Origin of the sequence: Pseudomonas sp. BP6, from assembly GCF_017875935.1 — a bacterium.
GTDB lineage: Bacteria > Pseudomonadota > Gammaproteobacteria > Pseudomonadales > Pseudomonadaceae > Aquipseudomonas > Aquipseudomonas putida_Y.
Genome location: NZ_JAGINI010000001.1, coordinates 1332132 through 1351248, shown reverse-complemented (window position 1 = coordinate 1351248; position 19117 = coordinate 1332132). Strand labels below are relative to the sequence as shown.

Here is a 19117-nt window from a genome sequence, read left to right as displayed (position 1 = left end):
CGGCATTTTTGGTAGCGCTGGGCTGATTCCACCGTCAGGATGGATGCTTCATCAGGCTTAAGGAGAGAGCTGTGTTTCCCATGAACGTGTGGTTCGCCTACACCGCCGCCTGCGTGCTGTTGGTGCTGGCACCGGGCCCTGACAACTTGTTGGCCATTGGCCGCGGTCTCAGCCAGGGTAAAGTCGCAGCGGCCGTATCCGGCATGGCATCAGGCGCAGGCATTCTGTTTCACGTTGCAGCCGCTTCGTTAGGCTTGACCCTACTGATGCAAACCTCAGTGCTCGCATTTTGGGTGATCAAGCTCATTGGTGCCGGCTATCTGCTCTGGCTAGGGATCAAGGTTCTGCGCGCTCGTAGCCTGATAAGCTTTCAGCCGGCGTCCAGGCAATCTCTGTCCAGCATTTTTCTGACCGGTCTGCTGTCGGCTGCGCTCAACCCCAAGCCAGGTTTGTTCGTGCTGGCGTTCATTCCCCAATTCGTCGACCCCGCACGCGGGTCGGTCAGTGTGCAGATGATGGTTTACGGCGTGTGGTTCGCTGCACTCACGGCATTGGGGTTTGCCTTGATGGGCATTTTCGCCACGGGGCTGTCTCGCTACCTGTACCGGCGGCCACGGCTGGTGAATGGGCTGAACGTGGGCGCAGGCCTCACCTTCGTCGCCTCTGGCGTTTCGATTGCGGCGTTGAGCCAGAGATAGCAAGCAGGAGAAAGCGGCGGGGCTGCGTATGAACCCCGCGCTTCATCACGATGCTGAAGCCTCGTCGGCCAGCTTCGCATGGGTGTTCAGTTCCTCAGCGATGAAGGCCGAAATCATCGCCCGATAGACCTGCTCCACCACCTCAGCCGAGGCACCGGTTTCGTCAGCCATCTCACGAACCTTCTTGATCACTTGCTCGACCCGAGCAGGCGCACGCACATCATCGGTGGTTTTCTTGAAGCCGGCTGCTTGCGTCACGAGCCTTCCACGTTTGGCGAGAAGCGAAACGAGGCTGCGGTCGATTTCATCGATCCGTTGACGGACTTCGTCCAGAGAGGTGCAAGGTACATCCATTTGCTTGACTTCCTTTTCATGAGCCTGCGACGGATTGGAGCAGGCTGTGGATGGTGATCGGGTCATGCAGTGTAGCTTCTATGCTAGGTCTGCTTCACGCTCTACCGAGGGGGTGTAACGCCGCAGGAGTGCCCGTCACGATGACCTGAAACCCTTGATACACGCAGGATACCCAGTCCATTTCGAATAACCTGCTCACACCTTCGTGGCGCAGATCGCGAAAATGCAGATCCGCCACGCCAACCATCTGTCGCCCAGGCTTGGGCCGCCTGCTGGCGGGCGAATGTCTGGGACCTTTGGTAGACTAGGACACCCTTTTTCTTGAGGCGGATCTGGACGGTATAGCTAACCGTCGAATCGGCCTTTTTCCTTGCTCTGATCGTTGCCATGATCTCCGGTGGTACGAGCGTGAATGGCGGTGATACATCTCACCACCGTCTAACCCAGCACGCCCATCGAAAATGGTACATAAATGCGTAGACCAGAATGTCCCTAGAAAACGCTTCAACGCCACAGACTACGCGCCCTGAGCCCTCACGCCGCTTCAGCGTTGCACCCATGATGGATTGGACGCACACACGCTGTAAGCCTTAATTTTAAAGGCCTCTGTTGATCATCATCAGACTGTGTACCAATTTTTTACCACTTCACCTGTTAGCGCCGAGCTGTAACCTACCACTTTTCGTTCAGAGGTCGACAGCGAAAGGTACGACTACACTTTGAGACCAGGCGCCACTACGAGACGCTGGTACGGAGGTCCATCCTCAGTACAACCATTTGTGAATACTCCGCTTTGACTTGACGAGGAAAATTTTTACTTCCTATCTCTGAAAAGCCCCACTTGAGATAGGCGTTTCTTGCATTTACTGCAGACGCCATTACATCCAGCCATACGTGCGTCAGCCCTAACTCTTTCGCGTGCTCGATTGCTGCAGACACAAGTCGAAACCCTAACCCCGACTTCTGACTGCCCGGTAGAAGATAGATCCTAGAAATCTCCGCTCCCCCGCATTCGTGCGTGATCGGGTTTCGAGAGTCAACCATCATGGTTAAGAATCCAACCACAACCCCAGCAACCTCGGCTACCCAAAGCCTTGATTCAGCTTGTCGCAGCAGCATCAAAAATGCTGACGTACTAAAGGTATCGAGTTGATGGGCTAAAGCTACGCAGTCATTCCATAGGTAATGATAGGACGCTGCATAAGCAGCAGGACCAATCACTCCTAACACCTCAGCATCGTCTACACATGCTCTGCGGATTTTTACCACTCCGTCCACACTTGGGCCTCGCGCAATTCCAATGGGTCACCCAAGAGTCTACCCGCTCAGATCTGCGTCTGCTTTGCTCGACTGCTGCCATGGATGCAGAAATTAGCCCCCAAATCCGTGATGGATTGGACCAATTAATGGCAGCCCCTTTAAAGCAAAAGGTTACAGAGCAACCACCGCCTTCTCTTACCAATTTTGAACCACCCCCTACTCGAGTTTTCATCCACGGTCAACGGACGTTGCGGCAGCTAACGACCCAAAGCGGCCGGTCGGAGAAGGCAGCAGCCCGCCAAAACCAGACGTTTAGTCTCACGTCTCAATCATTCATAATGCTGCTCCGGAAAGTGCGAAAGTTAATGAATTCATGTTTGATCAATACTTGAAACGATGGGAACTGACCATCGACGGTGATGCTTTCGCCTCGCTGAATGGACATCTACTGCCCGTTCGCCACCACGGCCTACCAGCCATGCTCAAAATTTCGCAAGCGCTGGAAGAGCGGGCAGGCAATCTGCTCATGGCTTGGTGGGACGGTGAAGGAGCAGCTCCAGTGCTGGCACATGACGGTGAGGCCTTACTCATGGAGCGTGCGAACGGCTCGGTCTCCCTGGCGCACATGGTGAGCTGCGGCCAGGACGACGAGGCTACTCGTATTATCTGTTCGGTGGTCCGCCGCCTCCACATACCAAGTACAAAACCGCTGCCTGCTTTGGTCCCCCTGGTTAACCGGTTCGAAGCCTTATGGAGCGCAGCGGCAACGCACAGAGGAGTCTTTGAACAGTGTGCAGAAACCGCCCGCCAACTTTTAGGCGCACCTCGCGAAGTCACGGTACTGCATGGCGACATCCATCACGGAAATGTCTTGGACTTTGGCGCCAAGGGATGGCTCGCTATCGATCCTAAGGGACTGTACGGTGAGCGCGGCTTCGATTACGCGAATATTTTCTGCAATCCGGATAGCAAAAGCGCTTTGGCTCCAGGGTGTTTCGAGCGCCGTATAGGGGTCGTGGCACACGCCTCCGAAATTGATCGCCACAGGTTGTTGCAGTGGGTGCTCGCATGGGCGGGGTTGTCAGCAGCCTGGATGCTCGAGGACGACATTGAGCCGGATGCCCCCCTTGAGGTGGCGAAGCTTGCAGCGTTGGCGCTCGGTTTGTGAGTTTTACGGTAGGGCGAGGCCAGAATACTTTTCTGTCAACCTTGGGTTGCGATAGCTAATGGTCTCGATAGACTACTTTTGGCCGAATGCTGCCTTTAGCCACTGTCAGCTCTGGGTCGGAAGTGGATCTTCCCACAAGCAACCCCCTGCCTCATATCCTCGCACCAGAATCGAGAATGGACAGTGGCTAAGCTCCATGTGATGGATTGGGCAGGGTCTACTCACAGGCCATGCACTGCAGTGCTGTTGAAGGATCTCTACATCAACCTGTACCAATTTTGTACCAAGCTAACCGCGACCAAAATGCTACTGGTTCATGGCTGAGCTTGTACGCGTAAGGGTATGCGGCTTCGATCAACCTCTGGCGAGCCTCCACTCGTGTCACCAACGGGCAGCCCATAGGTGAGCATTGATTTCCTCTAAAACCCTAGGATATCAAGAAAGATAATTCACATTCGCGATGCTCATCCTCTCACCTTCCTGTTTAGCACAAGCCCCCTTGGGCCTGTCGCATGCCAGCAGACCACCCATGCGGTAGCAACCCTCGTGAACTCTGACATCCTCCACTGCATCTGCTATCCCTCAGGCAAAAATTGCAGCTTGACCCGGTTGCATGGAGAGAAGGAGCAAAAACACCGGGGCAGAGCTATGCCGCGTGAGTATTAAGGGACTACTGTCTTCCATTACAAAGCGAAGGCCGCGTGCTTCCCTCACTACTATTCATTACGCCCAGGCATGGCATAATGCCTTCACCCCCTCACTGCAGAATCTTGATGGCTGGGCGAAAGCACTTAACTAAATTACAACTATACAATCAAGTAAAAACGAGGCTTTAGCAAAAGTGGATATCGAAGCTATTTTACACGACGACATAGAGCGGGTCGAGGCGCAAAACAGGCCGCCATTCGAAACAACATTTGACTACCAAACTTTCAGGAAAAGTAAGGAAGAAGCATTAATTGAATGGAAAGCACTGGGAGGTGAGGGACAAAAACAATACCGCTCAAACTTGAGAGTATTTTACCAAGAAAAAAATTTGGTTCCCGAAGAAGACCAGAATTTCACAAATGGCAGGAATTTGTTTTTGCTAAACAGTGAAATCGAAGCAAGACTGGGCTCACGTAGCAACCTCGATTTAATTTTGCTAGATGACATAAATTTTCCAGCCCCAGCGCTTGAACTGCTGGCAAACATTGAAAACTCAAGTCACATTCGGGATCTTTATAAAATCCGAAAACGAACAACTGGCAGCGAAAAAAATTCTGGCATTACTGAGGATGAGGCGCGAAGAATCAAGAACTGTTTAAGACAAGGACGAGAGCTTTATCTGAGCAGCAGAAGCGGACCGGTCATGGTAAAACCATTAAATCTATTCTACTCACTTACTGCTTACACGTATGCAATAATAATTCTCAACAACCCCATCAGATTCAAGCTGGACAGTTTACCTGGCTCGCACGGAATGAACTACCTCCCGAACCCTATAAGGGCACAGTTTGGTGGCGACATGCCACACGGGACGTTCAGCGATCTAGTTACATCATTCCCGACAAATTCCATAAGAACACGCGACGTAGACTACTCCCAAAGCAACTTAAATTCTATCCTTGAGTTTTATAATAATAGATTTACCGTAAGCGCTGGCACGCTACTGAGTATGATCCCTGAAATACGAGAATATTACAAAATCACTACCGGACGTGACTCAAGAGCACACCCACTTGAAATAAACGCCATAACAGACCGGCGCTCAACATCGTGGGAGTTACAGATTGGCGATGGCATCACCCGCCCGCCAGCCGCTGATATCTCTCAAACCTTCCAGAATTTTAAAGTAACTGAACGTCACGGAAAATACATTGTAGTAATACCTACCGCCGAAGAACATACCGCGCAAGCGACCATCTACGCCGACATACGGGGTAAATTATGGTACATTGAAAATCCATTTTTCCCGGTTGTGCTCCCAGAGATATGTGTCCACTTTTTGTTATCTAGCATGTTCAGCAATTTGATGAGGTACTCGCCGGACCACTGGGGGGAGGTACTACTCAACCAAGTTAACACCAACGTGTCGCTCATCATGAATAAGTATCTCTCCTCATTCGAGCTCAAGATGCCTATACTATTATTAAGATCAATATCAAAATTCTACCCAACTGTTTCAAGCGAGAGTTAATAATTTTAAAGGTCTAAGCTTTAGGTTCAAGAGGTCAATTCAGTTAATTCGGAAATGGCCTCTAGTCCGAAGTCGATATATTTGATCAAGATTAGCCTGAATGATAGATTGTTCTAGGGCTAGCTGATTACCTACTTAGACCTCATAATCCCTGGCATTATCAACAAATCTCCCCTAAATTAGCACTGATAATTCTCGAATTGGAGCAAGCTCATGGATGAACAAGCCTCGATCACGGCCGACACGCTTGAGCTGCTGCTTATGAACCAGGTCGCGATCAGAGCAGCGCTGGAGGAGCTCTCGCTATGGGTGAGCCATCGCGGCTCCGTCCACATTCATGAAAACGTCATGGCTGCGTTAGCGACCCTCGATCTCCATGCTGAAGCGATCTCATCCAGCATAAAAAGACTGCGGGCGTGAGCGATCATACACCTAGCTGCGGCTGCGTGAGCTTAGCGCATACAGAAACAAAGCTTGACGGCGATTGGGCGGTGCAGGATTAGCCCACACTCTAGAGCAGCCGGAAAAAATCGGCACTAGAAAACCTATTCTCAACCACTTAGAACAATTTCAAACGCAAGGATTATCAATGACTCGAAAATCACTTCCAGCCAATATCTCTCGTAAGCTATGGGCACAATGCGGAGGGTACTGCCAGAGGCCCGACTGCAACCAACCCCTCTTTGCTGAGAGTGAAGGCGTAAGCGTAAGCCTTGTTAACGTGGCACATATCATAGGTCATGGTGTCGACGGTCCTCGTAGTGAACATGAACTAGCCAAGGAAATTGATAAAGACGGCTTCGACAATCTTATAATGCTTTGTTTAGCATGTCATAAAATAGTCGACGAACTTGAATCACAGTATCCAGTTGAACAAATGCAACAATGGAAAACCCAGCATGCCAGCAAGATCTCCACATTATTTACCACACCTAGCTACAACACCGAAGCTCATCTCCTACGAACAATCAATGATTTGCTCGAAGAAAACAGAATCATTTTCCAAGAGTACGGACCATATTCCGACTTGGTTATCCATAGCGACTCCGGTGACGCCTTGACAACTTGGCGAAAGCGAAGCCTTGAAACTATAATCCCCAACAATCAAAAGATAATCACACTAATTGAGAGTCACAAAAACCGCTTCGGCTACCCCTGGGACACCTACAGGCAGATGCTCAAATATAAAATGCATGCAGATGCCTTTCAAGATAACTGCCTGAGCGACCGGAAAGTTAGCGACTATAAAACTTTCCCAATCGAGTTCGACCACTTCATCAAAACAAAGCTAGGGATCCCTACGCTTCCGATCGAGCGAGTTAAAGATGAAGAGCTTGAATTTCGACACAACCAAATTAAAACCTTCATCAATAGATTCCTATCCGATCATAGCTCCATTACCAAACTTGAAGAGCTCAATAAGTCTACTATGATAGTTGACCTTCAAGATGGTCGATCCTTGAAAGTATTTGTCACCAACACCTATTACTTTACAGAATATACCTTAGACAAGGTCATCGAGATCGACCCTGCTATTGACGCGATAATTTGTTCATGCCCGTCGGGACAATACGCCCCATCAGCCAAAACCCTCTGCATTGAAAAAGGTATAGGGTTATTCATGCTTAATGAATTCATGGGGGCCATTAGGTTAACTGGGGAGAAGTACCTTAATTATCTGCTGAACGCTGAAAAGACAGATCGTGTCGAAAGAGTGAGAAGAGAAGTTCAAGCACTTCGCCCGCCTGCTGGCACTGCCGTCTATCTATTTGGCTCCTATCTCCGCCAAAAAGCATACAACGATATTGATATTATGATCGTCTACTCAGCGCAGTCCGCAAAATCCGCTATGATTTCCCTTGAAGCGAATTTAAGAAAAAGCACAACCTTGAGTAAAGATATTTTAGACATCACCATTGCCTCAAGCGAAGAGTTTGCCACACTAAAGCTTCAACAAGACAACATGACTCGCTCCTATCCAGGATAATATTATAACACCTCTAAATCTGAGACCCAAAGCAAATAGCCTCGAAACCACAATTGTTGGATTGAGATCGGGGCTATAGCATGCATGCATTTTAAAACATATATTCATCCTATTCAACACCAACTACTGAAGATAGCGCGAACACCATTATCAACCACTCTACATTCAGCGCACACCCTCCAACTTTAGTACGCGGTCTGCCTGGATGTCGTCATAAACTGTCAAAGTTTCCATCGGGGCTGCTCCATTAAGGATGATGGCTCAGTGTAGTCACTTGCTAAGCAAGGGTGATGTGTACTGTGTGACAGGGGTTTGGTACGAACTTTTTTTAACATCGGCCATTTAGAACAAGCCCCCAAGCGATAATGGTTGCCAGTTCATGATCACCAACTCGCCGGTCACCTCGGCTTTACACTGCCGCTGATTGGTGGTGCTGTAGCGGATGTCTAGGCACTCAAAGTGGAAGCCGTCGAAGACTCGTCGGATATCTGGGTGGTCATTGATACTGACCATCACCCTGCCCTTACACCGACGCATGAATTCGGCCATGCGCTCGTACTCCTCAAATGGGAAACCCACCCCGTAGCCGGCGGTCTGCCAGTACGGCGGGTCCATGTAAAAGAACGTGTGCGCTCGATCGTAGCGCTCGGCACAGTCAAGCCAAGGCAGGTGTTCAACGTACGTCCCGGCGAGACGCTGCCACGCGGCGGACAGGTTCTCTTCGATGCGCAGCAGGTTGATGGCCGGCCCAGTGGTGGCGGTACCGAACGTCTGCCCAGTGACTTTCCCGCCGAAAGCGTGTTGCTGAAGATAGTAGAAACGAGCAGCACGCTGGATGTCGGTCAGGATCTCGGGGCGCGTCATCTTCTGCCACTCGAAGATCTGCCGGGAGCTGAGCGCCCATTTGAACTGGCGGACGAACTCCTCTAGGTGGTTCTGCACAACGCGGTAGAGGGTGACCAGGTCACCGTTGAGATCGTTCAGCACCTCCACTGGCGCGGGCTGGGGACGCATGAAGAACAACGCGGCACCGCCGGCGAAGACTTCGACATAGCATTCATGAGGGGGAAAGAGAGGGATCAGGCGGTCGGCCAGGCGGCGTTTGCCACCCATCCAGGGAATAATTGGAGAGGTCATAGGTATGCAAGTCTTTACTGTATGAATAAACAGGTGTTAGGCTCGCCGCGCTTTGTGCACAAGGCAGAGGCTGCGGCTGGACTTGCAGGAAGGGTCTGCGGGTTCGGCGGGCCGGGCTGGATGTTGGCGCATCTACCCGGCTCGCCTCTTTTCATTTGGTGACTGTGCGAACGTAGGCCTGGCAGGCCTTCAGTGCGATCAGTCCTCGGTCACCGTCGTCGGTAATGCCGATAATTCGTTGAGCATGCGCTGGGTCAAGTCGGGCGCGAACGGCTCCATGAACCACGCCTCCGGTGCAGGCGGCTTCTCGCATCCCACCATCACAACCCGAGGCGGCAGAGGTCCCGGCGTCGACAAGGACTGACAGCCGCATGTCAGCAGTAGCCAGCCTGTCACGCAGGCGAGCCTGAATCTGTTGCGCATCGTTCATCTCCTTCCAATGTGTTTTGCCCTGCTCCTGCAGGCGATCCTCCAGGTCTTTGCGCTGACTTTTCTGCTCAGCCAAATGCTCCAGGGCTGCAGCTGAAGCTTCCTCACGCTCACGACCGTAAGCCCGATCCTTATCCGCCAACTGCTGGACATAATCTGCTGCCTGGTCAGATAACCGCTTTCCGTATTCGCTGGCCTGCCATACCCAGGCCCCACGCCCGCCGGTATAGAGCCCGACCGCCACGGCCAGAAGTGCAATACGCCAATTCATCGGCACTACTGCAGCACCTCGAGCGCACGCTTGTAGAGTGCCTGGCGATCCTTTAAGCCATTCAGGCCACCATTGATACGGCGGGTGATCAGCTCGAACACCGAGTCATCGGCCTGCAGCACCTTGTCCGCGAGGCTATTGAGCCCCGCCCGCTGCCAGTACCAGCCGGCCGACAGCGACGCGTAGACCGGCTGCTCTAGCAGGTCGGGGGTGTTGAGCAAGCGGCTGTCGCCGAACAGTGCTTCGCTGCAGGCCTCATAGTTGTCGCGGCCGGTGATCTGGATAAGCCCACGGCCACGGTATCGCTGCCCATCACCATCAGCCTCCGGGGTGTTGCCGAGGCGCTGCGCCAGGCGCCCAGTGTCGTACTTGGCCAGGTAGGCATCGCTACCGAGCTCTCGCACATATAGCAGCTGGCCAGACTCATGGCCGACTTGCGCAAGGAACGCAGCCATACGCCGAGGGGTGATGATCGAGTACTTGCCCATTGTTGCGTTGAGGCCGGGAACAAAAACGCCGGCTTTTCGGCCGGCGTTGGGGAGGATCTGTTGCAGCTGCTGTACAGAGATAGCCATTTAAGTCTCCAGTGATGGTCTCTTTGTCTGTGCAGTTAAAGCTGCACGACTTCGAGAGGTGTTGAGGTTTTCTTGTTCTTCCCAGCGGCCTTGGCCTTGCCCTTCTTGCCGCCATTGCATTCAACGGTGGTCGACCAGCCCGATTGGGTGAATACCTGTTCCAGGGAATCCACCAGGTACTCGCCATCAAAGCCATCCTTGAAGCCCTGGGCATTGATCTGGCGTTCTGCGAACAGGTCGACGCGCCCCGGCATTTCCAAGCGCACCCCGGCGGTCGAGCGATTGAACGCCGCCAGGCGCGCCTTGGCGGCCTGCTCGGCAGCGGTCTTGTTCGGGTGTATATGGCGGTCCGTATGCACCGGAGGCAGGCCGTCCGGGGCGTCGTCGTTTTTCAGCTCGATAACGTCCAGGGTGCCGGTCTTGGCATTGTGGTGGGTGGCCTTGACGCTCTTGTGGGTCGCTCGGTCCCCGAGGCGGAACGAATAGCGGCTAACGTCCGAGCGGCGGATGGTGATCGCCGGCAGCGTTTTGCCGCTGGCCGTGACACCCGCCTGCCGCTTGAGGACCAGCAACTTGCCGTTGGCCACCTTGGCGGTACAGTCATGCAACCGGGCAATGCGGGTAATAAAATTGTAGTCCGACTCGCCCAGCTGGTCCGCTCGCGGCACAACGGTCTGCACATCGCAGGCCGGTACCCAGCCATTGCGGCGGGCCACCGTGGCGACAATCTCGGCCAAGGTCTTGCCCTCGAAACTGCCGTTGCGGGTGGTCTTGCCGCTGCCGCGCATGTCGCTGGCTTTACCTCGGATCACCAGCGTGTCCGGCGGTCCGGTCAGCTCCACCTCATCTACCGTATAGCTGTTGATGCGGGTCAGCTGCGCGCCGTCATAGCCCAAGAAAATCTCGACCTTGGCGCCGCGCGACGGCAGCGAAACAGCCTGGTCCCGGTCATCAATACGCAGCTCGAACTCGTCCGACTCCATGCCGGGCTTGTCGAGGGTGCGCAGCATCAGCAGGCGATCATTGATCAGGCGCGTGATATCGGTACCGTCAGCGACGATACGAAATTGCGGTTTCATGGAAAGCTCCAGTTAGGCGGGATGCTAGTCCCACAGCTGGACGGTCAGCTGGTCAGTTCTAGCCAGTTCGGGAAGGGTGATCAGCACCCCGGCGCGGTAGGGTTGCGGCTCGACGGATAGGCCCGGATTGGCGCCCAGCACGGCCTCCACCGTGCCACTCAAGTGCCCGTAGTAGTGGAAACAGATAGCGTCGAGTACATCGCCGTCAGACGTTCGACAGATCATCGCCATAACGCGTGAACTCCAGGGTGAATGCCTGCTTGCGCGGGATTCCGCCCTGCAGCAGCGTGGGTTGTTCTTCCTCGATGTCGGTCAGGCACCAATTGCCCAGCACCTGGCCATAGCCGGTGGTCAGTCCCAGCGGCTGCAGCTGGCCACCGATGCTGCGCAAGGTGTCGAGCTGGCCGAGGCCGCCCCGGAACGAGGGGAAAATTGCGCCCTTGAGTGTCAGGCGCTCATCACCAATCCCGACTGCCTGCTGCGCAGAGCGCCGGGTAAGGCGCTCCTGAGCCGCCCAGCGGAAGGAGGTTTTGCGCCGCAGCTCGTCAAAGGCCGCCGTGTCCAGGTTGAAGTAGAACGGCTCCGCCTTGACGCTCAGAGGCTGCAGGATCAGCAGGTGGGGAAACGCCTTGATAGATTCTTTGGGCGGGTCTTCCTTGGGGCGGATCGAGGCGCTGGAGAACATTTCCGACAGCGAGAAATTGGACAGCATGCCGCTGATACCGCCGGCCTGGTTGTACTTGTCCGCAATGTTGGAAATGGCCTTCTTGGCCCTCTCCGCCTGCTCGCCAAACTCGGCCACTCGCTCCTGCACTTGCGTGACCGCGTTGCTGGCCTGGTTGTAAACGGCCAACACCTTGCCGACTTTGGCCTGGGCTTGGGTGATGCTGCCCATGACCCGGTTCAACTGGCCACCGATCAGCTCCCCCACCACCGGCAGGGTTTCCAGCTCGGAAACCGCGCCTTTCATTTGAGTAACGGCCCCATTCATGGGGCCAAGCATGCCGTCCACCGTGCGGCGGCCAGCCTCTCCCGCAGCGGCAAGCGACTTTAAGCTGCCCTGCAGCTGCTCCATGTACGCCATCGTTTATCCTCCCTACAAGTGTGGCGCGTCGTACAGCTGACGCGCGTTAAGGTCGCGGGTCGCGTCCTCAATCATTTTCATGAAATAAGGCCGCAGCTCATTGGCCAGCGCTTGGCGGTCTGATACATCGCCTTTCACCGTCACCGGCATGCTCAGCTCAAACCGCTGGTCGAGCTTGAGGGATGCCGGCTCAGCCTTGACCGGCGCCGGCTTATCCGCTGCACGCTGGTAGTCACCCAGCATCTGGCCCGCCTGAGCCAGGCCAGGCCCGACTGCGCCGGCCGGCTGCAGGTTGCCCAGCAAGGCCGCCGAATCGCCGGCCGACGGCAGCGCGAGGGGGACCCCGGGGTAACGCACCTGGTCGACGGTCGGCGCCGGCACCCGGAACGAGTCCTTGGAATCGGGGGCCTTTGGATCGTAGGAAGCCACCGGCTTGGTAGGCGCTGGCTCCACTCGCAGCGACTCAGGATCGTTACGCGTAACGAGCGGCGCGACCGGCGGCCGCGTGAGCGGTGCATCAGGGAAACGCACCTGGTCGACGGTCAGCGCCGGCACCCGGAACGGGTCCTTGGAATTGGGGCCCTTCGGATCGTAGGAAACCGCCGACCCGGCAGGCGCCGGCACCACCCGCTGCGCCTCAGGGTCGTTACGCGTAACAGGCGACTCGGCGGGCGCAGCTTTCACCGCCCCGCCTTCGCGACCTTCTGCAGGCGCCCCCTGCTCCGCCGGCACAGCCGTTGGATCAGGCTGCGGCTTGTCGGCAAACAAGCTCCCGACCTTGGCGCCGAGTGCGTCACCGCCAATGCTCCCAAAGATGCCGCCCACCAGGCCACCAATGGCCGTGCCGACCACAGGAATGATCGAGCCCAGGGCAGCGCCCGTGGCTGCGCCGGCGATACCTCCGGCCAAACCTCCTACCGCTCCGCCGACACTTTCGGCCTTTTGCTCAGGCGGCTGATCGCTGGCCATAGCGCTACCAACCTGTAGCGCTGCCAGCGCAGTGCCCAGCACCGGCACCCCCTTGCCAAGGCTGGCCAGGCGTCCAGCGCGCCCCACGAAGCCGCCGACACGCCCCCACCGACTGCGCCGTGGGTTGCGTCGTGCGGTGTCGCCCACGCCGCTCTCAACCGGACCGCTGCCCTTACCGCCGCCTGCCTGGGGATTGGTGACGAACACACGCTGCACCCCGGCAGCACCTGCAGCCCCTTTGGCGACGTTGTACAAGCCTCGGGCCACCCGGATGGCGGCCACAGCCTTGGTGATGGCAAAGCCACCTGCCGCCAGGGCAGTAGCCCCAAGAGCCAACGAAGGCACTTTTTCAGCAATCCAGCCGATGCCGTTGGCCGTCGTCCGTAGTACATCGGCGGCGCCGTCCGTCAGCGGCCGCAGACCGTCACCGATGGCACGAAGCGCGTCGTCAGCCGCGTTGGCGGTTTCTTTCCACTTCTGCGAGGACGTTTCGCGGCGCTCGGCCAGGTTCTGGTCGAGAATGCCCGCCGCGTCTGCAGACTTGGTTTTCAGGTCCTCATACAGCGCCTTGTTTTGCATGTAAGCCATGAGCGCGGATTTGACCTGCATGTCCGCGAACAGGTCGCCGGTACGCATGGACTCTTCCAGCGCCTGCATCATGCGCTTGGCTTTCTCGGGGTCCGTCTCCTGGTTGATCTTGGCCGCCGCCTCGGCCATGGCTGCGGCCTTTTTGGGGTCGGTCTTCTGGATGTACTGCTGGGCAAGCGCAAAGCTCGACTCCAGTGTCGACATGCCATTCTGTAGCCCGGTGTTGAGCGACTTTTGGTAGTCGATACCGGCGTCCTTGTACGCCTTGACCGTCTCGCTTGAGCCGATCTTTTCCATCCAGTTCTTGAGGTTGTTGGCCGCCTCGTCGGCGCTGCCGGCGGATTTGATCTGCACCTGCAGCATCGAGCCCAGCTGGGTGACGGCGTCCATGCCGTAAATACCCTGCTTCGCCATACCGGCCAACAGTTCGGGGAACCACTTGGCCATGTCGCTGGCTTCGAAGCTACCGGCCTGGCCCTGGTAGGCGATGGCCTCCAGCGCACGCTGCATCACCACGGGGTCGGTGATCTTGGCGTTTTGCCCCAGGGCGTTGATCATTCGGGCAGTGTCGGTACCGTCCGCGCCCTGCCCCACCACAAACTTGGCGGCCACGCTGGAATAGCGCGCGGCCTCCTGCAGGTCCATACCGGCACCCACCAGCTGGTTGAGGACCTCCGCCACCCCGTTGCGCGCCAGGCCGGTATCCTTGGCCGTGCTGATGATGCCCCGATTAAGCTCGACCTCCTCGGCCTTGTTGGCCACCCCTGCTTTGATCGCGATATCCCGCACTATCGCCTGATAATCGGCACTGACCTTGGTGGGCACCGCCAATGCCGCGGTGCCGACCGTAGCCTGCACAACGGTGGACCGCAGGCCGGCTTTACCCGCCTCGATCTGCTGCAACCCCTTGGCCTGCCGGGCAGCGGTTTGAGCCGTGCGCCCCAGCGTGCGGTAATGATCCTCCAGCCGGCCAACCTCAATGCCTTGTTTACGCAATGCATCAAGGTTGCGGTCCAGCTGGTTGCGCAGACTGCGCGCACTCGCCTCTCCCGCCTCGCTGGCTTTCTTCCACTCATCGCGCAGGCGCATGGTTTCGCCAATGACGCCCTGCAGCACCTTGGCCTCTTCGCCGCGCTTCTTGAGCTTGCCGAGCCGGCCCTCAACGTCTTTGAACGCGGCGCCGACCGTTGCGCTGACCACCCCGCCGATCACAAGGCCAATGGAAAACTTGTTGTTGGCCATGGTTTCTCACTCCCACGCAGGCACAGCCCGGCGGCTCACTCAGAGAGCCACCAGACCATGCGCGCGAATGGCATTTGCTCCAGCTCGCTGGCCGAGAACCCCAGTTCTCGCGCCAGGCGCTTGGCAAGCGACTTTTGGAATCCGGGTGTGTTAAACCCCGTCTTGGTGGACCAGGCGAAAGTAGGCCGCGCGCACACGGTTGTAATCGCGGATGGTCAGCGAATGCAGCTCGCCCGGGGAGGTATCGGTCAGGTGCTGGAATAGCAGCATTTCCAGCTTGCCGTTGTCGTCACCCGCCTCGGCCTCCACCTCTCGGCTCAGACGGATCGAGGGCGATTGCAGGGTCAGGCGGTCGACCTTCACGCCTTCGCGTTCGATAGGCTCCACCAGGCGCACCACCGCATGCTCCAGAGTCAGCTTGAGCCAGGCCGGATTCTCGCCGCTGTCATCGCCCAGCAGTTCCTTGTAGGCCCGCTGCAGGCGGCGGTAGTCGCGCACCTGTAGGGCCGTCAACTGATCCTCGGTCAGCTCGCACAGCGACCCAAGCATGAGCAATTCGCGCTGCTCGTCGTTGTCCCCCGCCTGATGCCCCACCATGAGATCTTCGCGCACGGTCGGGCAGCGCATGGTCAGCGCCGGGCGCACCTCGCCGTAAACGTCCAGTGGCACGCTCAGGGATACCACGGCATGACCGCCCTCGATGTTGAGCCAGGTAGGTGTATTGTTGGTAATGGACATGCTCAGGCTCCTTAAATGGCGAGGTCAGCGCGAACGCTGGCCAGTTGGTCGACACCGTCGATAACGCGGATGCAGTTCACAGGATCGATTTCGTAGATGACGCGGCCGCCAACTTCCAGCTTGTAGTAGCTCACCGCGATGCTGTGCTTCATTTCGGCCTTATCGCCAACCTTCCAGTCCCCCGGATCGACTTCCTTGAGCGCGCCACGCAGGGTGGCGACCACCGCCTTGGTGGCCCCGCCACGCCCTTTGAAACTGCCCCGGAACACGCAGTTGAAGCCGGACAGGTCAAAGTCACCGAAGTACTTGAGGGTTTCCCGGCGCATGCCGTTGGAGGTAAAGCTGGCCTCCAGCTTCTCCAGGCCCATATCCATTTCAATCGGCGCGTCCATGCCGCCGCCGCGATATTCGTCGGTCTTCATCGTGAGCTTGGGCAAGGTCAGCGATGGCACATCGCCCTGCAAGCTGACACCGCCCACCGAGGCACTCATGTTGAACAGAACTTCTGGAATAACAGCCATTGCGCGCCTCCTTAAGCTACGTCGAGAACTTGGGTCAGGTATTCATCGGTCACCTCGATTTCAAAAATCGGGTTCTCGGCAGGCGGCACATCAGTGAAGCGGATCACCCAGATGATTTTGCCCTGGGCCAACTGGCTGGCCGTGTTGCGCTCGGCGTCGGCGTAAACCTCGAAGTCGATCACCGCCCCGGCGGCCTTGAGGTCGCGCATGAAGGCCTGCACCGTCTCGGTCACATCCTTGACATAGCTTTTGGTGATCCCGAGGTCGACGGCCCATTTCATGCCGGCACGCACGGCCGCCATCACCATGTCCACGGTGCGCACCCGCGTGACAAATGCCCACTTACTATCGCTCGACAGCGTGCGGTTGCCCCACAGGCGATAACCGCCGTCGCGAATGATGGTGGTGATATTGGCGTTGTTGAGCAGGTTGGCCCGGCAAGTCGGGTCGTTGTCCAGGTACTCGACCGCCCGCACGGTGCCGGTAATGTTCTTGATTTCCTTGTTGGACGGCGAAGCCCAGAAACCAATGTTCGCGTCGGTTTGCGCGAACAGACCGGCCGCCACCGGCGAGCCCGCCAGGCCCTCATCGCTATTACTGGTAACGCTCCACTTCTTGACGCCGGGATCGACCATATACAGCCGCTTGCTGCCAAACTCGGTGGCATAGGCAATGGCCGCCTCGTCAGTAGTACCCGGCCCGTCGATCAGGCCGATGGCTTCCAGCTTGTCCGCCAAGGTGTCCAGAGCGGTGGCCACCGCCTTGGTGGCGGTGTGTTTGGGTGCCAACAGCAGGCGTGGTTGCTGGTTGAACAGGCTTTTGGCATCGAGCAAGGCCTGCAGGCCGCTGCGCTTGCCATCGGCCGCCACACCGCCAATCACGGCGCTGGTAATGCTGGCCGGCGTGCCGGCAGACGTAACACCCACGGCGATGATCACGGCCTTGGCCTGGTCGAGAATCTGCAGGCAGGCTTTGGTCAGCGGCGAGTTAGGCCCGAACGCCGCCACGGCCTCGCGGTCGCTAACGACCATCACCGGCGTATTGGGCTCAGCCAAGCCCACCCCAGGGGTGTAAATGTCGACAATGCCGATCACCGACGACGAGGGCACGCTGATGGTGCGCCCACCCAAATTGACCAGCGAGGTGGTCACGCCATGAAAAAAGTTAGCCATAAATGCTCCCCGTAGAAACGAAAAAACCGCCAATGGGCGGTCGAGTTGAACAGCTGGAAATGTGGTGAGCGTTAGCCCGCTCGAAAGCCAATGGCGAACCAGTACAGCGTGAAATCCTGCTGAGAGTTCGCCCATTCACCGATCATGATGTTGAAACTTTGCCCCGTGGTTTTGCCCTCCATGATGGCCGGGGTCAAGGTGGCCGCCGGCACCCCTGGATTGCTGTTGTGGTAAATCACTGGAATGATAATGAACGGCGCCCACGAAAACCCACCCGAGTGAAACCAGATTTGGTACTCGTAAAACTGGGAGGGCAAATCACCTATCCCCACACGCCCCCACTGGGCCATAAAGCCGTTGTCGGTGTCCCAGTAGAACCCGTTCTGCGCCCCTGAGAACTGCGAGCGAACCGCCGCGTTGAGCGCGTTTCGCGCACTGTCAGCCGTATTTCCGCCGGTACCGCCCCGGATGATGGGCAGGATGCCGCTATTGACCTTGCTCGCGTCCAGGCCCGCCAGGCTCAGGCCAATCGACAGGTTCTGCGAGCCGTCAAACACCCCCTGCCCGGTTACATCGCCGGTGAAGCTCAGCGCGCGCCCCGTCTGCAGTCTGCTTGCGCTGCCGGCATTGCCCGTGGTCGGCCGGCTGAGGGTGCCGGTGGTGATCTTGGTCGCGTCCAGGCTCGGGATATCAGCGGCCGTCAGCGCCGCCCCCTCCAGCACCAGGCCCTTGGCACTGACCCGCACCTTGGAATAAGTGCCGGCCTGCACCCCTGTGCTGCCCAGAGTGAGGGAAATGGCCACATCCTTGGCGCCATCGAACTGGGCCTGTCCGCCCACATCCCCCTCAAAGGTGAACAGTCGTGGCGTCTGCAGCCTGGTCGCGCTGCCGGCGTTGCCCGTGGTCGGCCGGCTCAAGGTGCCTGTGATGATCTTGGCCGCGTCCAGGCTGGGGATATCAGCGGCTGTCAGCTCCGCCCCCTCCAGTACCAGACCCTTGGCGCTGACCCGCACCTTGGAATAGGTCCCAGCCTGCACTCCCGAATTGGCCAGGGTGACATTGATCGCCGCGTCACCGGCGCCGTTGAACTTGGCCGCACCGGTGGCATCACCCTTGAGCGAAATGGTGCGCTCAGTGGCCAGCGCGCGGGCCGTGGCGGCCTCGCCCTGGCTGATGGCCTCCTGCACCACTGCCAGGGTGGCCGTAACCGTGTTGGGGTCCTGCAGAATCTGCACGTTGGCGGTGCTGCTCACCTGTATCAGCAGGCGGATCACCTGAGTGCGGCCGCTGCCCTGCTCCTGCAGCGGCTTGAAGGTCGCCGGGTAGCTCGCCACCGCAACCAGCACGCCGGTGTCGTCGTACAGGCCGACCTCTCGCACCCACCAGCCGCCAACCTCCGGCAGCAGGATGCCCTCGGCCACAATCACCGGCCTCCCACTCTCCACTGAAAGGCGGTTGAGGTTGACCCGGAACACCTCATGAATCAGCTTTTTCTGCAGCTTGGAGGGCAGCGGCGTACTGCCGTTGCCATCCCCTACCGCCATGCGGGTAATCTTGAGGGTGGTCTTGGTGGCGATGGCTTTCGCCAGCGCAGCCGCGCCCGCGTCAGTCAGCATGGCGACGTAAATCGCGTCTGTATCTGCCATTGGTTCGCTCTTGAAGTAAG

17 protein-coding genes and 1 pseudogene are annotated in these 19117 nt (G+C 57.3%); 5 read left to right on the top strand and 13 right to left on the bottom strand.

The window, feature by feature from the left end; translation table 11 throughout:
* The first annotated feature begins 71 nt into the window (after positions 1–71).
* Complete coding sequence (locus J3A98_RS06070) at positions 72–698, top strand: LysE family translocator (protein ID WP_176684876.1); 627 nt, start codon at positions 72–74, stop codon at positions 696–698.
* Between the two features lie 45 nt (positions 699–743).
* Here the strand turns inward: J3A98_RS06070 and J3A98_RS06065 are convergent, their stop codons facing one another.
* Positions 744–1052 carry a chorismate mutase gene (locus J3A98_RS06065; protein ID WP_012053142.1) on the bottom strand — a complete coding sequence of 103 codons (309 nt, stop codon included), beginning with the start codon at positions 1050–1052 and terminating at the stop codon, positions 744–746.
* Positions 1053–1303: 251 nt separating this feature from the next.
* Positions 1304–1441 (bottom strand): annotated as a pseudogene (locus J3A98_RS26810) (site-specific integrase); the annotation flags it as partial.
* 1244 nt (positions 1442–2685) lie between these two features.
* Between J3A98_RS26810 and J3A98_RS06055 the strand changes: the two are divergent.
* The 4 genes from J3A98_RS06055 (at position 2686) to J3A98_RS06040 (ending at position 7646) form a co-directional block, all read left to right on the top strand.
* Complete coding sequence (locus tag J3A98_RS06055) at positions 2686–3480, top strand: aminoglycoside phosphotransferase family protein (protein ID WP_053152181.1); 795 nt, start codon at positions 2686–2688, stop codon at positions 3478–3480.
* A gap of 841 nt (positions 3481–4321) precedes the next feature.
* Positions 4322–5659 (top strand): YaaC family protein, encoded by a 1338-nt coding sequence (locus tag J3A98_RS26805; protein WP_209964724.1) that lies wholly within the window; start codon positions 4322–4324, stop codon positions 5657–5659.
* A 213-nt stretch (positions 5660–5872) separates the two neighbouring features.
* On the top strand, positions 5873–6079 hold the full coding sequence (locus J3A98_RS06045; RefSeq protein WP_209964722.1) for a hypothetical protein: 207 nt from the start codon (positions 5873–5875) through the stop codon (positions 6077–6079).
* Positions 6080–6248: 169 nt separating this feature from the next.
* The gene (locus J3A98_RS06040; RefSeq protein WP_110159670.1) at positions 6249–7646 is read left to right on the top strand and encodes a nucleotidyltransferase domain-containing protein; all 1398 of its coding nucleotides are present in this window, start codon (positions 6249–6251) and stop codon (positions 7644–7646) included.
* Positions 7647–7988: 342 nt separating this feature from the next.
* Here J3A98_RS06040 and J3A98_RS06035 read toward each other — a convergent pair whose 3' ends face one another.
* From J3A98_RS06035 to J3A98_RS05985, 11 genes are all read right to left on the bottom strand, one after another.
* A complete protein-coding gene (locus tag J3A98_RS06035; protein WP_110159669.1) occupies positions 7989–8783 on the bottom strand; it encodes a DNA adenine methylase in 795 nt (264 codons plus the stop codon).
* Between the two features lie 151 nt (positions 8784–8934).
* Positions 8935–9489: a lysis system i-spanin subunit Rz gene (locus tag J3A98_RS06030; protein ID WP_209964720.1), complete on the bottom strand. Its 555-nt coding sequence runs from the start codon at positions 9487–9489 to the stop codon at positions 8935–8937.
* Positions 9489–10058 (bottom strand): glycoside hydrolase family 19 protein, encoded by a 570-nt coding sequence (locus J3A98_RS06025; RefSeq protein ID WP_209964718.1) that lies wholly within the window; start codon positions 10056–10058, stop codon positions 9489–9491. The genes J3A98_RS06030 and J3A98_RS06025 overlap by 1 nt, the downstream gene beginning before the upstream one ends.
* A 35-nt stretch (positions 10059–10093) precedes the next feature.
* Complete coding sequence (locus tag J3A98_RS06020) at positions 10094–11137, bottom strand: contractile injection system protein, VgrG/Pvc8 family (protein ID WP_209964716.1); 1044 nt, start codon at positions 11135–11137, stop codon at positions 10094–10096.
* Between the two features lie 24 nt (positions 11138–11161).
* Positions 11162–11368, bottom strand: a complete 207-nt coding sequence (locus tag J3A98_RS06015) for a tail protein X (protein ID WP_209964713.1) — start codon at positions 11366–11368, stop codon at positions 11162–11164.
* Entirely contained in the window at positions 11343–12221 is an 879-nt protein-coding gene (locus tag J3A98_RS06010) for a phage tail protein (protein WP_209964712.1), read from the bottom strand. Before J3A98_RS06010 ends, J3A98_RS06015 begins: the two co-directional genes overlap by 26 nt.
* Before the next feature lie 12 nt (positions 12222–12233).
* Positions 12234–15020, bottom strand: coding sequence for a phage tail tape measure protein (locus J3A98_RS06005; RefSeq protein ID WP_209964709.1), 2787 nt, complete (start codon positions 15018–15020; stop codon positions 12234–12236).
* Positions 15021–15170: 150 nt separating this feature from the next.
* A complete protein-coding gene (locus J3A98_RS06000) occupies positions 15171–15758 on the bottom strand; it encodes a phage tail assembly protein (RefSeq protein ID WP_209964707.1) in 588 nt (195 codons plus the stop codon).
* An 11-nt stretch (positions 15759–15769) separates the two neighbouring features.
* Entirely contained in the window at positions 15770–16279 is a 510-nt protein-coding gene (locus tag J3A98_RS05995; RefSeq protein ID WP_209964706.1) for a phage major tail tube protein, read from the bottom strand.
* A gap of 11 nt (positions 16280–16290) precedes the next feature.
* Positions 16291–17451, bottom strand: coding sequence for a phage tail sheath family protein (locus tag J3A98_RS05990; RefSeq protein ID WP_209964704.1), 1161 nt, complete (start codon positions 17449–17451; stop codon positions 16291–16293).
* 71 nt (positions 17452–17522) lie between these two features.
* Complete coding sequence (locus J3A98_RS05985; protein WP_209964701.1) at positions 17523–19097, bottom strand: phage tail protein; 1575 nt, start codon at positions 19095–19097, stop codon at positions 17523–17525.
* Between the last annotated feature and the right edge of the window lie 20 nt (positions 19098–19117).